Below are 20,505 nucleotides of genomic sequence, written 5' to 3'. Positions count from 1 at the left end.
GACGCGGTCAAAAATGTGGGAGCGGGCTTGCTCGCGATAGCGGAGTTTCAGTCAACAGATTCATCGACTGATCCACCGCCTTCGCGAGCAAGCCCGCTCCCACATTTGTTTTGTGGCGTTGGATTGTTCCCACGCTCTGCGTGGGAATACATCCTGTGACGCTCCGCGTCACTCACTCATATCAGCGCACGTTCAGCGTGAACCCAACCCGCGTCAGCCACTCGGCTTCCTGGGCGAAATCCGCCTGGGTCAGCTGGTTTTCATCCAGCCAGTTCTTCGGGAATACCACGTCCAGGCTGTCGGCATTGGCCCGCAGGACCACTTGCGGCATTTCCTGGGTACCACGGATGTGGTGGAACAGGATCGCAAACCGCAGCAGCGCGCACAGGCGAATCAGCTTGATGCCCTCGGCACCGAACTCGGCAAACTTGTCCCGGGGGATGTTGCGGCGGTGGCCGCGTACCAGCAGCGCGAGCATCTGCTGGTCTTCACGGGAGAAACCCGCCAGGTCCGAGTGCTCGATCAGGTAGGCGCCGTGCTTGTGGTAATGGTAGTGGGCGATGTCCAGCCCCACTTCATGGACCTTGGCCGCCCAGCCCAGCAGTTCACGCCACACGCCGTCTTCCAGGTCCCAATCCGCTGCGACCTGGTCGAAAGCATGCAGCGCCTTGCGTTCAACCCGCGCCGCCTGTTCCAGGTCGACGTGGTAACGCTCCATCAACGAGCTGAGGGTGCGCTCACGGACGTCTTCATGATGATGACGGCCCAGCAGGTCGTAGAGCACCCCTTCACGCAGGGCGCCATCGCAGTGGTCCATGCGTTGCAGTTCAAGGGCGTCGAAAATCGCTTCGAGAATCGCCAGGCCCGCCGGGAAAATGGTGCGGCGATCAGGCTTGATGCCTTCGAAGTCGATCTTCTCGGCATCCCCCAGCTTGAACAGCTTGCGCTTGAGCCAGGCCAGGCCTTCGGCGTTGACCTCGCCAGTGCCATGGCCGCCGGCCTTGAGGGCCAGGCCGATGGCGCGGATGGTGCCGGACGAACCGATGGCCTCATCCCAGGTCAGGCGGTGCAGGGCGTGCTCGATGCTCATGATCTCCAGCCGCGCCGCCGTATAAGCCTGGGCGTAGCGGGCCGGGGTGATCTTGCCGTCCTTGAAATAGCGCTGGGTGTAGCTGACGCAGCCCATTTGCAGGCTTTCGCGCAGCAGCGGCTCGAAGCGCTGGCCAATAATGAATTCGGTACTGCCACCGCCGATGTCGGCCACCAGGCGCTTGCCCGGAGTGTCGGCCAGGGTGTGGGACACGCCGAGGTAGATCAGGCGTGCTTCCTCGCGGCCGGAGATGACCTCTACCGGGTGCCCGAGGATCTCCTCGGCGCGGCGGATGAACTCGCCCCGGTTGCGGGCTTCGCGCAGGGCGTTGGTGCCGACGATCCGCACGGCGCCCGGGGGCATGCCGTTGATCAGTTGGGCAAAGCGCTTCAGGCAATCGAGCCCGCGCTGCATGGATTCTTCATTGAGCTGACGCTCGTCGTCGATCCCGGCAGCCAGCTGCACTTTCTCGCCGAGCCGCTCAAGGATGCGGATTTCGCCGTTCTGGGCCTTGGCCACGACCATGTGAAAGCTGTTGGAGCCCAGGTCGATGGCGGCGATCAGGGACAGATTCTTGGCTTGGGATTGCGGCATGGTTAAGGGGTCTCGGTCGATAACCTCGCCATCGTGCCACGATCAACCGCTGACGCCAACGCGTAGTGCTTCCGGAATTCGCTCATCGGTGTCTTGGAGGAAAATCTGCAGGATATGTAGGGCGATTCTTGATGCGCCTGGCGATTGTTCCGTAGGGCAAGTGGAGTAACGGAAATCTCCAGCTTTAATAGGCTTCCTGAATATGCCTACATGGCTGGGTTATTTGTTCCAGTCGATAATTAAGTCAGGACTACTGCAAGGATGATCTAAGGGGACATTGTTTTTTTACCGCTCTGACACTAGTTCAGGCGTCGTCTCATTCTTTCTTCGGGTGTTTACGAGAGAGACTGTCACTCGGCAATTAAGCCGTGGTGTTAACTATTTGTAGTTTGCCTATCAAGGTTGATAGAAGTTGGGCATGGAATAGCCCGGCGAACCACATGCACCTGAGAACTTCAGTGACAGGATGAACATGAACAGAACATTTGGTTTGGCAATAGTGGTCGTTGGCCTGGCGGTAAGCATGGGTGCTCAAGCAAATACAAGTGGTGCCGGAAACCTGAGAGTCACCGGAACCATTAAACCAGCTGCATGCACGGTAAACCTCGGCGCCACAGGCGGCACCGTTGATTACGGTACGATCAATGCGTCGAGCATTCCGCTGACCTCTTTCTATCCTCTGCCGGAAAAGTCGCTGCCGTTAAACGTCAACTGTGGTGCGGCGGCTGCCCAGATGGCACTGTCCGTTACTGACTCACAAACAAACAGTGTCGTAAGGGGGATCCTGGGAACCGGCTTCACCGACAACCACAACTTTGGTCTTGGCGCGGTCGGAACCAGGAATACCGGTGGCTATTCGATCAGGCTCGCCACCTTGACCACTGTCGGCGCTACGCTGTACCCGCTTAGAAGGACAAGCTCCGGCGGTGCCTGGAGCACCAGTGACGGCAAGGTCGAAAAATCTCCTTACCAGCACTCCTGGAGCCGTAATAACAACACAACTCCAGCCGCGGTCTCTTCCGTTACCGGCACTCTCGTAGTCAAGGCTGTGATCAATCGCGGCGATGCACTGGATCTCAGCAGGGATATTCAATTGAATGGAGCTGCTACTTTGGTAGTAACTCGAATCTAACTCTATAAACATGGCCAGCATTTAGCAGGCGGTCGCGCACCGTGGCTTCGTGCTGGCTCTTTATATGCGTATAGGTATTTCGTGATTGTCAACGGTGCGTTATCTGGTTGCGGGTAGAGTTCGATGAGTCGTCTTTTAAATACAGTTAATGCTCTGTTCTGGTGTGCGAATCTTTGTTTTTTGGTTTCTGGCAGTGTAAGAGCGGATGGGATGGAGCCGGAAACATCCGTTGTTATTCTTTATGAAGAGAACGGTGAAGCGACGATCAACGTAAAAAATACGGACGCTGGCCCTGCTTTACTTCACACAGTCATTCAAAACGTCCCGGAAGATCCGGAGACACTCTTGATCGTTACGCCCCCTATCGCCCGTGTCGAACCGGGCGAAACACAACTTGTGCGGTTTATCAGTACCTTGAAGCAGCCGCTCAAGACTCAGCGATTGAAGCGCGTCACCTTTGAAGGTATTCCGCAGGCGCGCGCCGAAGGGCGCTCGACCATTGGAGTGACCATTCGACAGGACTTACCGCTGATCCTGCATCCCCAGGGCTTGCCGCGGCATCAGGAGCCATGGAAGTTGCTGAAGTGGAAGCTGCGGGGTAATCGGCTGACGGTTCATAACGACAGTGCCTACGTGGTCCGGATGGGGCTGGAGGTGCACCTGCTGCCGTCGAGGCACCCGGCGATATTGCCGCGCACCTATATCCTGCCTGGCGAAGTGTTATCGACCCGCATCGAAGAGGCGGTGGCCCAGGTCAGTGGTGTCGAGATTCAACCGGCGACGGTCTACGGGTATTCGGCAACCGCCTACGAAGCCTCCGTTGTTGTCGAGGCGGGTTGAGCGGTCTATGAGAAATGCTACCCATGCAAACGATTGGAGCCTCTCTGTACGACCCATTCGAACCTCGGTTTCCCGGACTTGTATCGGCCTGGCAACGCTGTGGAGCCTTCCCGCCTACGCGCTGGAGCTCGGATCGGGTTTTGATCTGGCGGTCTTGTCGGCGAACGGGATCGACCCGAAGGTTGCCCATTATTTTCGCAGTGCTGCGCGATTCCGCGAGGGCGTGCACGTGGTGGGGCTGCAGGTCAACGGCACCTCATTGGGCCTGGTGGAGGCACGCTTCGACTACCAGGGGCAGTTGTGTTTTACCCCGGTCCTGCTGGACAAGGCCGGGTTGCGGTTGCCAGCCGCGATTATTCGGCCGGGTATCGCGCCCGATCAGGCGTGTCATGACTTTCTCGGTGCTTACCCCGCGACCATCGTCAAGTTGCGCCCCGGCAGCGATGAGGTATCGCTGGTGGTGCCTACTCAGTCAATGCGCGAGGCCGAATGGGATGTCGGCAGTTTCTCCCAGGGCGGCACGGCAGCCTTGTTCAATTACGATGTGCAGGGATTCGAAGAGCGCTTCAACAGCGGCTCTTCCCGCTCGGTTTCGGCCTACACCGAGGCGGGATTCAATATCGGCAACTGGATCGTCCGAAGCCGCCAATTCTTTGTCTCCGATAACGGCAAGCGCAGCAGCGAGCATGTGAATGCCTACGCCCAACGCGATTTCGCGCCCCTGAAGTCGACCTTCCAGGTCGGGCAGATTTCCAGCAACAACCCGGTGTTCGGTGGGTTACAGCTGTCGGGTTTCCAGCTCTCGCCGGATGGCCAATCGCGCAGCCCGGGTGGCAGCAGCGTGGTGGTCGAAGGTTTGGCCCAGAGCCCATCCCGGGTCGAGGTGCGCCAGGCCGGGGTGTTGATCCATACCACACTGGTACCGGAAGGCCCGTTCACGTTGACCGGATTACCCATACTCAATGGCACCAGCGATCTTGAGGTCAGTGTCATTGGCACTCGCGGTGGCAGGCATGGGTTCACCGTCCCTGCCGCGTCCTTTGCGGGGGCGGTACCGATAGAGCCCGGTTATTACTTCTCCCTGGGCAAGGTGCGCGGGGCAAATCCGGGTGCCGGGGAGCCTCCGGTCGTGGCGATGGGCAGTGGGACCTGGGGATTGGGGCGCAACTCGTCACTGGGATTCGGCCTGTTGAGTACCGACGAATACCAGGCGGCGGGTGGCGTGTGGAGCAGTGTTTTTTTCCAGCACCTTTCGGTTGGCGTGCGCCAGAACCTGTCTCGCGATGGCCGGGACGAAGTTACCGGGGCTCGCAGCTCAGTCACCGTGGGAAGTCCGCTGTTCGCCGGCATTGAAATGACGTCGAGTGCCACTACCCAGACGCGGGATTATCGCGAAGTACTGGAAGTGGGGCAGTCGACGCGGCGTGACCAGCGGGATGCCCGCTTCAAGGACCAATACACGGTAGGTTTGAGTTGGGTCGACCCGTCCCTGGGAGGCTTTTCCGTCAGTTATTCCCGCAGCTCGCAATTTGATGATCGCTCCGCCGAACACGTCTTTGCCTCATGGAACCAGCAGTTCAATGGCACCCAGGTGGCTTTGATTGCGGATTCCCGGGTGGGCGGCTCTCGACCGCGCAAGGTCAAGAACACCGTTCGAGATGAGCGCAGCGATGTGTCGGATAAGGGGCTTTCGCTTCGGTTGCAGGTCACCGTGCCGTTCGGTGGGGATCGCCGCGTCACCTCGTATGCCAGTCGGCGGGGCGACAGGTTCGATCTTGGGACCGCCTTCAGCGATCGGGTCAACGACTATGTGAACTATGAAGTGGGGGGTGCGCGTGAACAGGCGAGCCGTACACAGGCTGTTCACGCCCGCGTGAATGCCATGCCGCGTTACACCCAGATAGGGTTGGGTGTGCGACATGATTCATTGAGCACCGGGTATAACGGCCAATTGCAGGGCGGCGTGGTGGCCCACGACAGAGGCATGACGTTCTCGCCATATGCCGTCCAGGACACCTTTGGAATTGTCTCGGTGGGTAATGTCGGGGCAGCCAAGGTTTCGACGCCGCAGGGGCCGGTCTGGACTGACTACCGCGGGCAGGCGGTGATCGCCAGCCTGCCTGCCTACCGCAGCAGCAATGTCGAGGTGCAAACCCAATCCCTGCCCAAGCGCATCGATCTGAAAAACGGCACCAAGGTCCTTGCGGCCGGACGCGGTTCTTTCAACACGATCGATTTCGAAGTAGTGAAAGTGCGCCGTGTATTGCTTGAGGTCCGTGACGCGCGGGGCCAACCCTTGCCCCAGGGAGCCTCGGTTTTCGACAGCAACAATGCTTTCCTGACCAGCGTCGTGGGCGAGGGCATGGTCTTCCTTAACAGCCTGGATGAGTCGCGAGCGCTGAACATCTCCTTGCCAGATTCAAGCACCTGCTTGTTGCAACTGAACCTTGAGCCAGAATCCAATGACGACAAATTCTATGAAACAGGTTCGGCGCTCTGCCGTACCCTCTGAGCCGGTGGGGCCTTTTGACGGTGGACGCCTGCGTCATGGGCTTATCCTTTACCTGCTGCTGTTTGTCGTGGTGTTGGCCAATGAGGCGCGGGCAAATAACTGCCAGGTGTCCTTGAGCCAGCCCCGGGTTGATTACGGTCTGGTTCGCCAGGCCGAGCGGGGCGACCCACAGATCGCGCTGGGCAAGCGCACGCTTCGCCTGAGCATGGCCTGTGAGGTGCCGGTATCCATGGCGCTGCGCTTTACGGGCGTACCCGCAGGCCTGGAGGGCTTTCGGTTTGGGCGCCAGGGGCATTTCACCCTGAGCCTGCAGTCCGCTCAAGTCGATGGAAAATCCGTTGAGCTGGTAATGCCGCACCTGTCTGAAGAGCCGGCGACCGGACGATTGCTGCCGGGCCATAGGCTTGTTGCACACGTAGCGGATATGCCGGTGCATGGGCGCCGCTTCACCGCCCTGGTCAACGTCGAGACCTTCCTGCCTGCGGCTTTGCTGGCCGTCAGGGATGAAACGACATTTGAGGGGCAGGGCGGTTTTGAGTGGGCGCCCGGGGCTTGATGCCTCAGTCCGTGCGCTCCACCGAACCAATGAAGTTGGCCAGCTCGGCGGTCTGCGGATTGGCAAACAGGATTTTCGGGTCGCCCACTTCATGCACCTTGCCCTGGTGCATGAACACCAGCTTGTCACCCACTTCCCGGGCAAAACGCATCTCATGGGTGACCATGATCAGTGTCATGCCATCCTTGGCCAGTTGGCGCACTACGCTGAGCACTTCGTTGACCAGCTCCGGGTCCAGGGCCGAGGTGATTTCATCGCACAGCAGCACTTTGGGCGACATCGCCAGAGCCCGGGCGATTGCTACCCGCTGCTGCTGGCCGCCGGACAAACGATCGGGGAACGCGTCGAACTTCTCCCCCAGCCCAACGCGCTCAAGCATCTGTCGCGCCAATTGTGCGGCCTTGGCTTTCGGCACTTTCTGCACCACTTGCGGCGCAAGCATGACGTTTTCGCCCACCGTCAGGTGTGGGAACAGGTTGAACTGCTGGAACACCATGCCGACTTTCTGCCGCAGGGTGCGCAGGTCGGCGCGGGCGGCGTCGAGGTATTCGCCGTCGACCTCGATCACGCCGTCGTTGATCGACTCCAGGCCATTGAGGGTGCGCAGCAGGGTGGATTTGCCCGAGCCGCTGCGACCGATGATCGCCACCACCTGGCCTTCTTCGACACTCAGGTCGATGCCCTTGAGTACGTGGTGATCGCCGTAATACTTATGCAGGGCGGAAATTCTAAGCAGAGGCATGCAGTCTCCTTTCCAGGTAGCGCGCACTGAGGGACAAGGGGTAGCAGAGCAGGAAGTAACCCAGCGCCACCAGGCCATAGACCATGAAGGGTTCGAAGGTAGCGTTGGCGAGCATGCCGCCGGTCTTGGTCAGCTCGGTGAAGCCGATGATCGAGGTCACGGCGGTGCCCTTGACCACTTGCACCGAGAAACCCACGGTTGGCGCCACGGCAATGCGCAGGGCCTGGGGCAGGATTACATAGCGCAATTGCTCCAGCGGGTTCAGGGCCAGGCTCGCGGACGCCTCCCATTGGCCGTGGGCGATGGAGTCGACGCAGCCACGCCAGATTTCGGCCAGGTAGGCGCTGGTGAACAGGGTCAAGGCAATCGCCGCCGCCAGCCAGGGCGAAATGTCCACGCCGAGCAAGGCGATGCCGAAGAACACCAGGAACAGTTGCATCAACAGCGGCGTGCCCTGGAACAGTTCGATATAGGTGCGGGCGACATTGCGCGGGAACGCCTTGGTGCTGATGCGCATAGTCATCACCAGCAAACCGATCACGCCGCCGCCGATGAACGCTACCAGCGACAGCAGCAAGGTCCACTGCAAACCGGTGAGCAGGTTGCGCACGATGTCCCAGAACGAAAAATCACTCATCGGGCGTTCCTCATGACATAGCGCCGGCCGATCCAGTTCAGCAATTGGCGGATCATCAGCGCCATGCACAGGTAGACCAGGGTCGTCAGCGCATAGGTTTCAAAGGCGCGGAAGTTGCGCGACTGGATAAAGTTGGCGGCAAAGCTCAGTTCCTCGGTGGCGATCTGCGAGCAGACCGCCGAGCCGAGCATCACGATGATGATCTGGCTGCTCAGGGCCGGCCAGACCTTGCCCAGCGCGGGCAGCAACACCACATGGCGGAACGCCTCGAAACGTGTCATCGCCAGCGCGGCCGCCGCTTCCAGTTGCCCGCGGGGGATCGCCTGGATCCCGGCGCGGATGATCTCGGTGGAGTACGCCCCCAGGTTGATCACCATCGCCAGCACTGCCGCCTGCCATTCGGTGATTTTCAGGCCGAGGGACGGCAGGCCGAAGAAGATGAAAAACAACTGCACCAGGAACGGCGTGTTGCGGATCAACTCGACGTACACGCCGAAGATCCAACTGAACGGCTGGATCTTCCACGCCCGCACCACAGCGCCGACGATTCCCAGCGCCACACCCAGCACGGCGCCGATGGCGGTCAGTTCAAGTGTGAACAGCGCGCCGCGCAGCAACAGATCGGTATTGGCCAGGACCGGCACAAAGTTGAATTGATAGGCCATAGGCTAACCCTCGTTACCGCGCTCAGAGATCAGCCGGCAGCGGCTCTTTGAGCCACTGCAATGCATTCTTTTCCAGGCTGCCGTCGGCCTTGGCCGCGACCAGGATCTGGTTCACCTTGTCCAGCAGCGCCGGCTCGTTCTTGTTCACGCCCACGTACACCGGCGAGTCCTTGAGCTTCACCTTCAGTGCCGGCACGCGCTTGGGGTTGCGTTCGCTGATGGCCACCATCACCACGTTGCCGCTGGCGATCAGGTCCACCTGGCCGGCGAGGTAGGCGGCGATGGTCGAGTTGTTGTCTTCAAAGCGCTTGATCGTCGCCTCTTTAGGCGCCACGGCGGTCAGCTCGATGTCTTCGATGGCGCCACGGGTCACGCTGATGGTTTTGCCCTTGAGGTCGTCAACGGTGCTGATCGGCGCATCGGGAGGGCCGAATACGGCGAGGTAGAAGGGCGCGTAGGCCTTGGAGAAGTCGATGACCTTCTCGCGCTCGGCGTTCTTGCCCAGGCTGGAAATCACCAGGTCGACCTTGCCGGTGGTGAGGAACGGGATGCGGTTGGTGCTGTTGACCGGGGTCAGTTCAAGCTTGACCTTGAGCTGGTCGGCCAAAAGCTTTGCGGTGTCGATGTCCAGGCCGCGGGGCTTCATGTCCGGGCCGACCGAGCCGAACGGCGGGAAATCCTGGGGCACGGCCACCTTGAGGGTGCCACGGGCGACGATATCGTCCAGACCGTTGGCCTGGGCGGGCGCCTGGCTCAGCATCAGGCTGGCAAACAGGGCAGTGAGCAGGGCGCTGCAACGCTTGGTCATGGCGACTCTCCGAAAAGGACGAAAGGATTTTCCGGTTTTTGCCAGTGCACAGCCCATGCCAGCACCGCCGTATTTCGCGCCAGAGCCGGTGGCTGTTGAGTCTTGGCGGTCTTACTGGTCTGAACAGTTACTGGGTTTTCTGCACCCTTTTCGAGCGCCGTCAAAACCGCGCGAGCCCCTTTGGGGCGTGGCTTGCCGGGCGCTGCGAATAGCTTTACAACTAGCCGCTCAGTTGACTGGAAACCTGAGTTTCTTATGAATTCCATCGCCCAAGCCGTACCGGAAGTGGCGCTACAGGCCATCCGCAAATTGATCGCTGACGAGGGCTTCGGGCCGGGTGATGCGTTGCCCTCCCAGCGCGACCTGGCGCTGCAATTGGGCGTGAGCCGGGCCTCTTTGCGTGAAGCCTTGTCGTCACTCAGTGCCTTGGGCGTGGTAAGTGTGCAGCCGGGCAAAGGCGTGTTCGTGCAAGCAGTCGAAGAGCTGCCGGGGTTGGCCTGGCCGTTTACGGCACAGGCGACGCCGCTGGATATCTTTCAACTGCGCTACGCCCTGGAAGGTTTTGCGGCGGGGCTGGCGGCGGTGACGCTGACCACCGGGGAGTTGGACATCCTGGAAGATAACGTCGAGGCGATGCGCAAGGAGCTGAAGGCCGGTGATTTCGAGGCAGCCGCCCGGCTGGACTTCGAATTCCACCGGCGCATCCTGCTGGCCAGCGGCAATCAGGCGATGGTGAGCATCCTCAGCGCCAGTGCCGAGGTGTTCCTGGAGAGCCAGAAACTACCGTTCATCCGGCCGGAGCGGGCCATGGAGACCTGGCAGGAGCACCGCAAGGTCCTCCGTGCCCTGGCCCGACGCGCCAGCGGGGCGGCGCAGAAAAGCATGCAGGAACATGTGCGTAACGCGGCGTTGCGTACAGGGATTGCCTTCATCACTCCCGTAACCCCATGAGTTGGGCTATACCCAAACTCATGCGCCATCATAGGAAGAGTCAATCAGCTGCAGCTTCCTGAACGCGGGAAGGGCGGCTATGATGGGCAACGTTTTTTTTGCTTACAACCCGGAGACATCCATGAGCAACGATCTTATCAAGCACGTCACCGACGCGACCTTCGAGGCCGAAGTACTGAAGGCCCAGGGCCCGGTGCTGGTTGACTACTGGGCTGAGTGGTGCGGTCCTTGCAAAATGATCGCTCCGGTCCTGGACGACATTGCCACCACTTACGAAGGCAAGTTGACCATTGCCAAGCTGAACATCGATGACAACCAGGAAACTCCGGCCAAGCACGGCGTGCGTGGTATCCCGACCCTGATGCTGTTCAAGAACGGCAACGTCGAGGCCACCAAGGTCGGCGCGCTGTCGAAGTCCCAGCTGCAAGCTTTCCTCGACGCCAATATCTAAGCGTCCTCAAAAAGCCCCGCAATTTGCGGGGCTTTTTCGTGAAACAGGGCTAGACGCTCTGAAACTCAGGTGGTACATTCGGCCCCGCACTGGTTTCTCCACTGCCCCCTGCAAGCCGTCGCCGACGCTCTCCTTTTCGATTAGTACGCGATCCTGTCGCCTTCTCTGCGGCGCGGCCTCATTAAGCCAAAAGCTTAATTTCCCCCCCTCCATAAATGATTACGTCATTCCTATATGAATCTGACTGAACTCAAGCAAAAGCCGATTACCGAACTGCTCGAATTGGCCGAACAGATGGGCATAGAAAATATGGCCCGTTCGCGCAAGCAGGACGTGATTTTCTCCCTGCTGAAAAAGCACGCGAAAAGCGGCGAGGAAATCTCCGGTGATGGCGTGCTGGAGATTCTCCAGGACGGCTTCGGCTTCCTCCGCTCTGCAGACGCTTCCTATCTCGCCGGCCCAGACGATATCTACGTCTCGCCGAGCCAGATCCGTCGCTTCAACTTGCGCACCGGTGACACCATCGTTGGCAAGATCCGCCCTCCAAAGGAAGGCGAGCGTTATTTCGCCCTGCTCAAGGTCGACACGATCAACTACGATCGTCCCGAGAACGCGAAAAACAAGATTCTCTTCGAGAACCTGACGCCGCTGTTCCCGACCGTGCGCATGAAGATGGAAGCCGGCAACGGTTCCACCGAAGACTTGACCGGTCGCGTCATCGACCTGTGTGCCCCGATCGGCAAAGGCCAGCGCGGCCTGATCGTGGCCCCGCCGAAAGCCGGCAAGACCATCATGCTGCAGAACATCGCAGCGAACATCGCCCGTAATAACCCTGAAGTTCACCTGATCGTGTTGCTGATCGATGAGCGTCCGGAAGAAGTAACCGAAATGCAGCGCACCGTGCGCGGCGAAGTGGTTGCCTCGACGTTCGATGAGCCGCCAACCCGCCACGTGCAGGTTGCCGAAATGGTGATCGAGAAGGCCAAGCGCCTGGTCGAACACAAGAAAGACGTGGTGATCCTGCTCGACTCCATCACCCGTCTGGCCCGTGCCTACAACACCGTGATCCCAAGCTCCGGCAAGGTGCTTACCGGTGGTGTCGATGCCCACGCCCTGGAGAAACCGAAACGTTTCTTCGGCGCTGCGCGGAACATCGAAGAAGGCGGCTCGCTGACCATCATCGCCACCGCACTGGTTGAAACCGGTTCGAAGATGGATGAAGTGATCTACGAAGAGTTCAAAGGTACCGGCAACATGGAACTGCCTTTGGACCGTCGTATCGCCGAGAAGCGGGTGTTCCCGGCCATCAACATCAACCGTTCCGGCACGCGGCGCGAAGAGTTGCTGACCGCCGATGACGAACTGCAGCGCATGTGGATCCTGCGCAAGCTGCTGCACCCGATGGACGAAGTTGCGGCCATCGAGTTCCTGATCGACAAGCTGAAAACCACCAAGACCAACGACGAGTTCTTCCTGTCGATGAAGCGCAAGTAACACGACGCTTCGGTCAAAAAGGATGGCGCCCCATGGGGCGCCATTTTTTTTGTTTCTGGAAAAGGAGTTTTGGCTTTAGTGTGTGTCTGTTTAGAAACAAATTCGCGTGTGTTACTACACTCGCTGTCCATCCGATCAGGCAAATTACAAGATTTTATGACCATTCTCGCTTATCGCAGGGACATTGACGGCCTGCGTGCCATAGCTGTGCTCGCTGTTGTGCTGTTTCATTTTGGTGTACCGGGCTTTACCGGCGGCTTTGTCGGCGTCGACGTGTTTTTCGTGATCTCCGGCTACTTGATCACCTCGATCATCTGGCGCGAGCGTGAGGCCGGCCGTTTCAGTTTTGTCAGCTTCTGGGCCAGGCGAGCGCGGCGTATCCTGCCGGCACTGTTCGTGATGATGCTCGGCGCGCTGGTGGTGGGCTGGTTCCTGCTGGCGCCCAAGGATTACAGCGAGTTGGGGCGCTCGATACATAACCAGGTGGTGTTTATCTCCAACCTGTTTTTCATGCGTCAGGACGGTTACTTTGATGTGGCCTCCGATATCAAACCGTTGCTGCATACCTGGTCATTGTCGGTTGAAGAACAGTTCTACATCCTCTTCCCACTCCTGCTGACACTGCTGTCGAGCCGGCTCAAATATTGGCGCACGGCGCTGTTCGTGTTGTTGCTGGTGTCATTCGGCATGAGTACATGGGCGGTGGCCCACGCTCCGGAAAGAGCCTTTTTCCTGCTGCAGATGCGTGCCTGGGAGCTGTTGGCGGGCGCAATGCTGGCGGTAATGCCGGTACGCGAGTACCGCGCCAGCCCGGCGTTGGCGCAGGCCGTCAGCCTTGCCGGCCTCGGCCTGATCCTGCTGGCGGTCTTCGCGTATGACCCGAGCACGCCGTTTCCCGGCGCCGCAGCGCTGTTGCCGGTGGTGGGCGTGGTCTGCCTGATTTGGGCCAACGGCCAGCAAACTACCCTGACGAGCAAGCTGCTGGGTAGCCGCTTGCTGGTGGGGATTGGCCTGATCTCCTACTCCTGGTACCTGTGGCACTGGCCGGTGTACGTGTTTGGCAAGTACGCCAGTGTCGACGGGCTGGGCCCGTGGGAGCTTGGTGCACTGTTTGTGTTGAGCCTGGTGCTGGGTTATGCGTCCTGGCGGTTTGTCGAGGCGCCGTTCCGTGAACGTCGGCTGTTGGCAGGGCGCAAGCAAATCCTGGTGGCGGCGGGTATCGCGCTGCTTGGGGTGGGACTGCTCGGCAAAGGCCTGGTCATGACGAAGGGCTTGCCTTGGCGCCTGTCGCCCGAGGCGCTGCAATTTGCCCAGGCGCGCGAGTGGAGCCCGGACCTTATGGCCTGCCTGGTGGATGGTGGGAAAAATCGCCACCATGGATTTTGTCATTTCGGGCCTCAGTCCGCGCCGACGCGCGCGCTGGTCTGGGGCGATAGCCATGCCACGGCGCTGGTTCCGGCGTTGCAAGACGGCGCGAGCAAGTACGGTGTCAGCGTCACCCAGGCAGGTTATGCCGGTTGCCTGCCGTTTAATCGCAAGGAAAGCGTTCCGGGCTGCCTGGCCTTTAACCAGCAGGTCACGCAGCTGCTCGGCAAGGAAACCTTTAGCGACGTGGTGCTGGTGGCGCGCTGGAGCCTGTATGTCTATGGGCAGCGCGATGGTGATACCGAGGCTTCGTTGCTGGACCCGGCGACCGGAACCTATGACCGCGCCTTCGCCGAGCGGCGCTTCGCTGAAAGTCTGGGCGCCCTTGTGCAGCAATTGCGCGCCAGCGGTCATCGGGTGTGGCTGGTCAAGGAAGTCCCCCTGCAGGAATTCAGTCCGCCTTACCGCCTGAGTCGCCTGGCGATGCTCGGCCGGCCCACCGACAAAGAAGGCATGCCCCTGGATGAGCACCTCCAGCGCCAGGCCTATATCAGCAGCGTATTCGAGCGCATGGCGGCGGCTGATCCCGGGGTAAAGGTAATGGATCCGGCGCCCAAGTTATGCAGTGCGAATGACTGGTGCCGGGTGGAACTGGACGGTCAGTCGCTGTACACCGACGACAATCACCTCTCGGCGGTTGGTTCGCGGTATGTCGAGGCGTTTCTTGAACCCTTGTTCAAAGCCTTGCGCGATGAAACCCAGGCATCGGCTCTTTGAGTCTGTGTCGTCGGCAATGCTGCTCAATAAGCTGCCAGCGACCGTAAGAGCAGGTAGGATGTACGCCTATTTTACGGGTGGCATGGTTAATGAAATTCAAGGATCTTCGGGATTTCGTGCAGCAACTTGAGCAGCGCGGAGAGTTGAAACGTATCCAGGTGCCGATTTCCCCGGTCCTGGAGATGACTGAGATTTGCGACCGCACCTTGCGCAACAAGGGCCCGGCGCTGCTGTTCGAAAACCCGGTGGGCTTTGATATACCGGTGCTCGGCAACCTGTTCGGCACCCCCGACCGCGTGGCGTTTGGCATGGGCGCCGAGTCGGTCAGCGAACTGCGCGAGATCGGCAAGCTGCTGGCCTTCCTCAAGGAACCCGAGCCACCCAAGGGGCTCAAGGACGCCTGGTCGAAGCTGCCCATCTTCCGCAAGATCATCGCCATGGCCCCCAAGGTCGTGAAAGACGCGGTTTGCCAGGAAGTGGTGATCGAAGGCGAGGATGTCGACCTCGGCATGCTCCCCGTGCAGACCTGTTGGCCTGGCGATGTCGGCCCGCTGATCACATGGGGCCTGACCGTCACCAAGGGCCCGAACAAGGACCGCCAGAACCTCGGCATCTACCGTCAGCAAGTGATCGGCCGCAACAAGGTCATCATGCGCTGGCTGAGCCACCGTGGCGGCGCCCTGGATTTCCGTGAGTGGTGCGAAAAGCACCCCGGCCAGCCATTCCCTGTTTCCGTGGCCCTGGGCGCCGACCCGGCGACCATCCTTGGCGCCGTCACGCCGGTGCCCGACAGCCTGTCCGAGTACGCTTTCGCGGGCCTGTTGCGCGGCAATCGCACTGAGCTGGTGAAGTGCCGCGGTAACGACCTGCAAGTGCCGGCCACCGCCGAAATCATCCTCGAAGGCGTGATTCACCCGGGCGAGATGGCCGATGAAGGCCCCTACGGCGACCACACCGGCTACTACAACGAAGTCGACAGCTTCCCGGTGTTCACCGTCGAGCGCATCACCCACCGGATCAAGCCGATCTACCACAGCACCTACACCGGCCGCCCGCCGGATGAGCCGGCGATCCTCGGCGTGGCGTTGAACGAAGTGTTTGTGCCGATCCTGCAAAAGCAGTTTCCGGAAATCACTGACTTCTACCTGCCGCCCGAAGGCTGCTCGTATCGCATGGCCATCGTGACGATGAAGAAGTCGTACCCCGGCCACGCCAAGCGGGTAATGCTGGGTGTGTGGTCGTTTTTGCGACAGTTCATGTACACCAAGTTCGTTATTGTCACCGACGACGACATCAACGCCCGGGACTGGAACGACGTGATCTGGGCCATCACCACGCGTATGGACCCCAAGCGCGACACGGTGATGATCGACAACACGCCGATCGACTACCTCGACTTTGCTTCCCCGGTATCGGGCCTCGGCTCGAAAATGGGCCTGGACGCCACCCATAAATGGCCGGGTGAAACCACCCGCGAATGGGGCCGCGTGATCGTCAAGGACGAAGCGGTCACTGCCCGTGTCGATGCGCTCTGGAAAGAATTAGGAATAGATTGATGCGTGTAACCCTGCAGCCTTCCGGTGCGGTACTTGAACTGACGCCTGGCGAGCGGATCCTCGAGGGCGCGCGCCGCCTGGGCTACGATTGCCCCCAGGCCTGCCGCAATGGCGTGTGCCACGTGTGCGCGGCGCTGCTGGTGGAAGGCCGGGTGCAGCAAGCCGGTGAGGTGCGTGACCATGGCGAGTTCTATACCTGCATTGCCGAACCGCTGGAAGATTGCATTGTGTTGTGGGATGGCGTGCTGGCGCCGGGAGAGTTGCCGGTGCGCAAACTGTCTTGCCAACTGAGTGAATGCGTCGAGGTGGGCGGTGACGTATGGCGCGTGCGCCTGCGGGCTCCGGCCGGCAAGGCGGTGCGCTACCACGCCGGGCAATACCTGATGATCGAGCGGGAAAACGGCGAGAAGTCGGCATTCTCCCTGGCCTCGGCGCCCCACGCCGGGCGCGAGCTGGAATTGCACGTGCTGGCCCGGGAAGACAGCGCCCGCAGCCTGCTGGAGCAGTTGCAGCGCAACCAGATGGCCCGCATCGAAATGCCGTTTGGCGACACCCACCTGGCGGAACTGCCCGACGGGCCGCTGGTGCTGATCGCCGCCGGCACCGGCATGGCCCAGATGCATAGCCTGATCGAACACTGTCGCGCCAGTGGCTTCAAGCACCCGGTGCATCTGTATTGGGGTGTACGTCGACCGGAAGACTTCTACGACATCGAGCACTGGGACCAGTGGCTGCAACTGCCCAACCTGTTCCTGCACAAAGTGGTCAGCGACCTGTGTGGCTGGGAAGGGCGCTGCGGGCTGTTGCATGAAGCGGTGTGCGAAGACATCAGCGACCTCAAGGCCGTGCATGTCTACGCCAGCGGTTCACCGGCGATGATCTACGGCACCCTGGATGCGCTTGTCGAGGCCGGCATGGATGCACACCAGATGCGTGCTGACGTATTTGCCTACGCACCCCGCCCGTAACGTGTGGCGAGGGAGCTTGCTCCCGCTGGGCTGCGCAGCGGCCCCGAAACAGTCGCTGGGTTCTATCTGTAAGACCGCATGAACTTCAGGGGCCGCTTCGCGACCCAGCGGGAGCAAGCTCCCTCGCCACAGAAGCCCTTCAGCGGCTCGATCAGAAACGAACGCCCGTGGTCACCATCGCCGCATTGAACCCGAGCAACACCAGCTCGGCGGCGACCGGCCCGTAGTGGGTGCCCACCGAGGGGATGATCACCGGCGCTACCCCCAGTCCATTCAGCGGAATCTTGTCGCGGTACTTGCCGCGATAGCCCTGAATCAAACCCCCTGTCAGCTTCACGTACACCGGGTAATCGGGCATGTCGTAGCGTTTGCCGGCATAGGCGTAGTACGAACGCTGGCTGAACGAGTTGCGAAACGTCGCCCCGCCATACACCAGGCCTGACGCTTCATTGCGCTCCAGGCCGATCAGGTCCTGGTTGTTGTTGTGGTCCTTGTCCGGCGCAAAATGCCGGGTGTAGACGCTCGTCTGGGCATACCAGAAGCCTTTTTCGTCCTGGGTCGGCACTTCCGCCGCCAGGGCGGTGGTGGCCTGTGCCAGGAACAACAGGCTGGGCAGTCGGTATTTCATGGAGTGACCTCGGTAGTCGATTCGGTTGGCGGCCAGGTGGGTCGTGACAGGCGCCTATTTTGAAGGCTCAGCGTGCCCCCAGGCTGAACCTGCGCTGAAACTACAGGGATTGAGGCAGCCAATCCTGATGAGCGGAGCGGCCTGGGCTTATGCATTCGCTTATTCTTTAAAGGTATTTAATTTGTTACATAAATATCATTAAGCTATATGCCAACGGACTACCGACTTTCTGCCAATAACCAATAAATGACCGCCACCGTCCGCCACACGGATCGATCGTACGAGCTCAGAGCATTGACGTTCTGGCTTTTGATTCCAAGGGGAGCGGTATGGGGAGCAACAAGCAGCACCTGCTGTACACGGCGATTTTTTCGGCTAATTTGCTGACCGCTGTGGGATTCAGTCCAGTGGCATCCGCCGAAACGGCCACTGCCGATGTACCCAAACTCGATACAGTCATTGTCACCGGCACCCGCGCCCAAGAGCGCACCGCCAGTGCCTCGTTGTCACCTATCGATGTGATTTCCGGCGACACCTTGCGCAGCACCGGCTCTGATGAGTTGGGCGCGGTGTTGGCCCGATTGATTCCTTCCATCAACTTTCCACGCCCGAGCCTGGTAGACGGTGCCGAACTGGTGCGCCCGGCGCAGCTGCGTGGCCTGTCACCGGACCAGGTGTTGGTGCTGGTCAACGGCAAGCGCCGCCACACCAGTGCCTTCGTCAATCTCGGCGGTGCGGTTGGGCGTGGCTCGGCGCCGGCGGATTTGAATGCGATCCCGTTGTCGGCGGTCGACCATATCGAGGTGCTGCGTGACGGCGCATCGGCCCGCTACGGCTCCGATGCGATTGCCGGGGTGATCAACGTGATCCTCAAGCATGACGACCACGGCGGCTCGATCACCAGCAAGTTTGGTGAGTACAAGAAGGGCGACGGTATCCAGCGCAACCTCAGCGGCAACACCGGTGTGGCGCTGGGCGATAACGGGTTTATCAACATCTCTGCCGAAGGCGCCGACAACGATTACACCAACCGCGCCGGCAAGGACCTGCGTCCGGGCAGCGTTGGTTCGACGACCTACGGCCAGCGGGTGTTCCGCCAGGGCGAGCCGGCCACTGACCAGGGCAAGCTGTTTCTCAACTCGGAATATTCCTTCAGCGATGCGGCCGAGTTCTATGCGTTTGGCGGCTACAGCAAGACCCGCGGCGAGACGGCGGCGTTCTACCGGGCCAGCAACGCGAGCAACAACATTCCTGCGCTCAACCCCAATGGTTACCTGCCGTTGATTCGCGGTGACGTGGAAGACACGTCCCTGGCGGTCGGCTTGCGCGGCTTGTTGGCCTATGACTGGCACTACGATGTGTCGGTCAACTACGGCAAGAACCAGTACCAGATCGGTACCGAAACCATCAACACCTCGCTGGGCCTGGCCACGCCGCGCAAGTTCGACAACGGCACGTTGGTCAATGACCAGAAGCAACTCAGCCTGGACCTGTCGCGGGAATTCAGCCTGGGCTGGTTGCCGTATCCAGTGTCGGTGGCGTTTGGCGGCGAATACCTGGACCAGGGTTACCAGATCAAGGCGGGCGACCCGGCGTCCTACTACCAGACCGGCAGCTCGGGCCTGGGCGGCTTCCGTGATTCCGACGCCGGCACCAGCACGCGCCACAACTGGGCGCAGTACCTGGACCTGGAAACCAACTTCACCGAAAAACTCAGTGCCTCCGCCGCCGTGCGTCACGAGGACTACAGTGATTTTGGCTCCAACGTCAGCGGCTCGCTCTCGGCGCGCTACGACTTCACCCCGCAAGTGGCCTTGCGCGGCAGTGTTTCCAACGGTTTCCGTGCGCCGTCCCTGGCCCAGCAAAACTTCGCCTACACCTCGTCGCAACTGATCGGCAACACCATCCAGGAAGCCGGCACCTTCCCGGCCAACAGCCAGGTGGCGCGCCTGCTCGGCGCTGAAGACCTGAAAGCCGAGAAGTCCCGCAACTACAGTCTCGGCCTGGTGCTGGAGCCGACCGACAACCTGACCGTGACCGCCGATGTCTACCGTATCGACATCAGCGACCGCATCAGCCTGTCCTCCAACCTGGACCTGAGCAAGAACCCGGCTGCGCTCGCGTATCTGCAGGCCAATGGCGTCGGCAACATCAACTACACCACGGTGCGCTACTTCACCAACGCCACCGACACCACCACCAATGGCGTCGACCTGGTGGCCAACTATCGCTACCAACTGGACAACGGTGTGCGCTGGAACAGCACCGTGGGCTACAACTACAACCACACCAAGGTCACCGACGTAAAAGCCAACCCGGCTGTACTGGATAGCCTGGGCGCGAGCCTGGTTCGGGTGGATCGTCGCGAGCGCATCGGCCTGCTGGGCGATACCACGCCACAGCACAAGCTGAGCCTGGGCAACGACCTGAGTTTTGGCAACTGGGCGCTGCACAGTAATTTGGTGCGCTATGGTTCATTCACCAGCTACCAGGCCGACCCGACCAACGACCAGCGCTTCAAGGCCGCCTGGCTGTTGGATCTGTCAGCCGACTACAAGCTGAAAAACTGGACCTTCACCGTTGGCGGCGACAACGTCACCGACAAATACCCGGAAAAACTCAATGCCTACGCCAGCAGTGGTGGCAATCTGGCCTATAGCACTTTTTCGCCGTACGGTTACAGCGGCGCGTTCTATTACGGTAAAGTTGCTTACAACTGGTAACAGCTTCTCGTAACAA

At 60.4% G+C, this 20,505-nt stretch carries 17 protein-coding genes; 11 read left to right on the top strand and 6 right to left on the bottom strand.

Going from position 1 to position 20,505, the window contains the following annotated elements; translation table 11 throughout:
- Positions 1–181 precede the first annotated feature (181 nt).
- Entirely contained in the window at positions 182–1,684 is a 1,503-nt protein-coding gene (ppx, locus tag HX801_RS16100; protein ID WP_003214007.1) for an exopolyphosphatase, read from the bottom strand.
- A 472-nt stretch (positions 1,685–2,156) separates the two neighbouring features.
- Here ppx and HX801_RS16095 point away from each other — a divergent pair, with 472 nt between their 5' ends.
- The 4 genes from HX801_RS16095 to HX801_RS16080 all read left to right on the top strand — a co-directional run bounded on the left by HX801_RS16095 (position 2,157) and on the right by HX801_RS16080 (position 6,724).
- Entirely contained in the window at positions 2,157–2,816 is a 660-nt protein-coding gene (locus HX801_RS16095) for a DUF1120 domain-containing protein (protein ID WP_102604076.1), read from the top strand.
- 123 nt (positions 2,817–2,939) lie between these two features.
- Positions 2,940–3,656 carry a fimbria/pilus chaperone family protein gene (locus HX801_RS16090; RefSeq protein ID WP_177022369.1) on the top strand — a complete coding sequence of 239 codons (717 nt, stop codon included), beginning with the start codon at positions 2,940–2,942 and terminating at the stop codon, positions 3,654–3,656.
- A 7-nt stretch (positions 3,657–3,663) separates the two neighbouring features.
- A complete protein-coding gene (locus HX801_RS16085) occupies positions 3,664–6,168 on the top strand; it encodes a fimbria/pilus outer membrane usher protein (RefSeq protein ID WP_256344259.1) in 2,505 nt (834 codons plus the stop codon).
- The gene (locus HX801_RS16080) at positions 6,134–6,724 is read left to right on the top strand and encodes a hypothetical protein (RefSeq protein WP_177022367.1); all 591 of its coding nucleotides are present in this window, start codon (positions 6,134–6,136) and stop codon (positions 6,722–6,724) included. Before HX801_RS16085 ends, HX801_RS16080 begins: the two co-directional genes overlap by 35 nt.
- Positions 6,725–6,728: 4 nt before the next feature.
- Here the strand turns inward: HX801_RS16080 and HX801_RS16075 are convergent, their stop codons facing one another.
- The 4 genes from HX801_RS16075 to HX801_RS16060 are packed head-to-tail and all read right to left on the bottom strand — an operon-like array spanning position 6,729 to position 9,576.
- A complete protein-coding gene (locus HX801_RS16075) occupies positions 6,729–7,466 on the bottom strand; it encodes an amino acid ABC transporter ATP-binding protein (protein ID WP_003213999.1) in 738 nt (245 codons plus the stop codon).
- Positions 7,453–8,103: an amino acid ABC transporter permease gene (locus tag HX801_RS16070; protein WP_003213996.1), complete on the bottom strand. Its 651-nt coding sequence runs from the start codon at positions 8,101–8,103 to the stop codon at positions 7,453–7,455. The genes HX801_RS16075 and HX801_RS16070 overlap by 14 nt, the downstream gene beginning before the upstream one ends.
- Positions 8,100–8,768, bottom strand: coding sequence for an amino acid ABC transporter permease (locus HX801_RS16065; RefSeq protein WP_177022366.1), 669 nt, complete (start codon positions 8,766–8,768; stop codon positions 8,100–8,102). The genes HX801_RS16070 and HX801_RS16065 overlap by 4 nt, the downstream gene beginning before the upstream one ends.
- A gap of 22 nt (positions 8,769–8,790) precedes the next feature.
- Positions 8,791–9,576 carry a transporter substrate-binding domain-containing protein gene (locus HX801_RS16060; protein ID WP_003213993.1) on the bottom strand — a complete coding sequence of 262 codons (786 nt, stop codon included), beginning with the start codon at positions 9,574–9,576 and terminating at the stop codon, positions 8,791–8,793.
- Positions 9,577–9,831: 255 nt separating this feature from the next.
- Here HX801_RS16060 and HX801_RS16055 point away from each other — a divergent pair, with 255 nt between their 5' ends.
- The 6 genes from HX801_RS16055 (at position 9,832) to HX801_RS16030 (ending at position 17,138) form a co-directional block, all read left to right on the top strand.
- The gene (locus HX801_RS16055) at positions 9,832–10,527 is read left to right on the top strand and encodes a FadR/GntR family transcriptional regulator (RefSeq protein WP_008438871.1); all 696 of its coding nucleotides are present in this window, start codon (positions 9,832–9,834) and stop codon (positions 10,525–10,527) included.
- 121 nt (positions 10,528–10,648) lie between these two features.
- Entirely contained in the window at positions 10,649–10,978 is a 330-nt protein-coding gene (gene trxA / locus HX801_RS16050) for a thioredoxin TrxA (RefSeq protein WP_003213989.1), read from the top strand.
- A 234-nt stretch (positions 10,979–11,212) separates the two neighbouring features.
- Positions 11,213–12,472 (top strand): transcription termination factor Rho, encoded by a 1,260-nt coding sequence (gene rho, locus HX801_RS16045; RefSeq protein ID WP_008438874.1) that lies wholly within the window; start codon positions 11,213–11,215, stop codon positions 12,470–12,472.
- 156 nt (positions 12,473–12,628) lie between these two features.
- A complete protein-coding gene (locus tag HX801_RS16040) occupies positions 12,629–14,614 on the top strand; it encodes an acyltransferase family protein (RefSeq protein ID WP_177022365.1) in 1,986 nt (661 codons plus the stop codon).
- 89 nt (positions 14,615–14,703) lie between these two features.
- Entirely contained in the window at positions 14,704–16,170 is a 1,467-nt protein-coding gene (ubiD, locus tag HX801_RS16035) for a 4-hydroxy-3-polyprenylbenzoate decarboxylase (protein ID WP_008438879.1), read from the top strand.
- The gene (locus HX801_RS16030) at positions 16,170–17,138 is read left to right on the top strand and encodes a CDP-6-deoxy-delta-3,4-glucoseen reductase (RefSeq protein WP_003213981.1); all 969 of its coding nucleotides are present in this window, start codon (positions 16,170–16,172) and stop codon (positions 17,136–17,138) included. Before ubiD ends, HX801_RS16030 begins: the two co-directional genes overlap by 1 nt.
- Positions 17,139–17,289: 151 nt before the next feature.
- Here the strand turns inward: HX801_RS16030 and HX801_RS16025 are convergent, their stop codons facing one another.
- Positions 17,290–17,766 (bottom strand): sn-glycerol-3-phosphate transporter, encoded by a 477-nt coding sequence (locus HX801_RS16025; RefSeq protein ID WP_177020277.1) that lies wholly within the window; start codon positions 17,764–17,766, stop codon positions 17,290–17,292.
- Positions 17,767–18,095: 329 nt separating this feature from the next.
- Between HX801_RS16025 and HX801_RS16020 the strand changes: the two genes are divergently transcribed.
- Positions 18,096–20,489, top strand: coding sequence for a TonB-dependent siderophore receptor (locus tag HX801_RS16020; RefSeq protein ID WP_177022364.1), 2,394 nt, complete (start codon positions 18,096–18,098; stop codon positions 20,487–20,489).
- Positions 20,490–20,505: the final 16 nt, after the last annotated feature.

This window comes from Pseudomonas sp. G1002 (genome assembly GCF_013385455.1).
Taxonomy (GTDB): Bacteria; Pseudomonadota; Gammaproteobacteria; order Pseudomonadales; family Pseudomonadaceae; genus Aquipseudomonas.
The sequence above is the reverse complement of the archived record's forward strand: the minus strand, read 5'-3'. Positions and strand labels throughout refer to the sequence as shown.